Origin of the sequence: uncultured Campylobacter sp., from assembly GCF_938031315.1 — a bacterium.
In the GTDB taxonomy this organism is placed as follows: Bacteria; Campylobacterota; Campylobacteria; order Campylobacterales; family Campylobacteraceae; genus Campylobacter_B.
On sequence record NZ_CALHHT010000291.1, the window covers coordinates 1 to 1,667 of the forward strand.

General features: G+C 38.2%; 2 protein-coding genes. Both read right to left on the reverse strand.

Features of this window, described 5'->3' with window-relative positions:
* A partial coding sequence (locus Q0236_RS07210) for a M23 family peptidase (RefSeq protein WP_297916477.1) occupies positions 1–928 on the reverse strand: 928 nt, incomplete at its 3' end.
* A 563-nt stretch (positions 929–1,491) separates the two neighbouring features.
* A partial coding sequence (locus Q0236_RS07215; RefSeq protein ID WP_297916478.1) for a BamA/TamA family outer membrane protein occupies positions 1,492–1,667 on the reverse strand: 176 nt, incomplete at its 5' end.

The window sequence follows — 1,667 nt, forward strand, 5'->3', positions numbered from 1 at the left end:
GATAAAAAGGCTTTAGCTCAAATCCATTTATTTTATCCTCGTGCACCGCGCTAGTAGCAGCGTGCAGATCATCTCCGTTTTTCTTACGCAGAGTTTCGTTTACGAATTTAAATTTCTCCAAATCGCTCATCGAGTTAAAATTCTGCGCGTATTGGCTAGCCAGATCACTTACTTTGCCGTTAATGAAGCCCGGATTTAGCTTGATAGTAGAGACCTTATATTTTTTGTCCTGATAAAAATATTTGATCTGCGAAATGCTTTCGTTGCCTGCACGATCAGTGGCGACCGCTTCTGCGCGAAATTCCTCTAAATTTGCAGGCCACGCTACGAGAGACGCATAATAGCCCTCTTTTACAAAAGGAATTGCTTTAAAAATTTTGCCATAGTTGGTTTTGACATAGACTTCGTTTAGGCGCTCGTCTTTAGCTGAGAATACGACTACAGCGCTACCGCCTTTGGTGATTTTATAGGATTGATTGATGATATTTATGAGGGGCTTTTTGTCATCTATTATTATATTTGCCGTTTTTACGCTCTTATTTCCTTGCGCAAAATTCCACGAGCTAATGTCGTTTGCAAAAACCTCGAGCTTGTAGTTTTTATCTTTATTAAGCATCAAATTTTTAGGAAATTGCACGGCAAGCTCTAGCGTCGTTTGCGGAACGTTCAGCTCCTCATTTAGTAGCGGTATCGTGCTGGCTCCGTCATTTAAGTTAACGCGAACGAGCTTAATGCCGGTATCGTCTGAAATTTTAATCTTTAAAGGCGAAGTTAAATTCCAATAAATTTCATTTTCCAGCGCAATTTGCGGAGGATTTTTTTCAAATTTCGGCGAGGTGAAAATTCTAAAAATTCCATAAACTAAAGCGCATATTATAATAAGAAATATTAAAATTTTAAGCTTCGTTCCATTGCCATTTCTACGCATAAAAGAGCCTTTGATATGATTTTAGAGCGCGATTTTACAAGCTTAACTTAAATTATCGGTAAAGCGAGGCAAAATTTAACGCAAATGTTTAGCGATTTACGAGGCGATTTAAAATTTTAAATTCTAGCAATTTTAGAATCTCAAAATTTATGAGCTTTAAAATTCAGTGGCGCGCTAAATCCTATGCAGTGAAATTCCGCGCGCGACAAAGCAGCGTTTATCGTCTATATCGTAATTTTTAAAATTTCAATATTAGAATTTCTTTAAATTATGCTAATGGCTTGTATTGATTTTTTAGAACTCTTGTGCTTAAAATTTTACCATACGAATGGAATTTCAAACTATCTTGATAAATAAAATTCTAAAAAATTCAAAGCAAGCTATGCGTTTAAATTTCATCCTAAGCCGAGCGGAATTGCAATTAAAATTTAGCTCAAACTGCCTAAAATAGTTTGACTGCCAAATTAGTGCGACACGAAAGGTTAGAATCGTGAGCGTTATTAAATTTTAAGGCGTGCGGTAGAAAATTCTACGCACGCCACAGCGTTCGCAAGTCGCCGCGTTTAATTAAATCTAGCGCCGATGCTAAATTCGAAGCTATTTGTGTCGTCGTGCGGCTTTTTATTAAGCGGCTTAACGAAGTATAACTGCAAAGGCCCCATCGGCGTCATCCACTCGATACCAGCACCCGTGCTGTAGCGCTCCTCTTCATTCCAGTCATGATCGCCGATCATTCCGT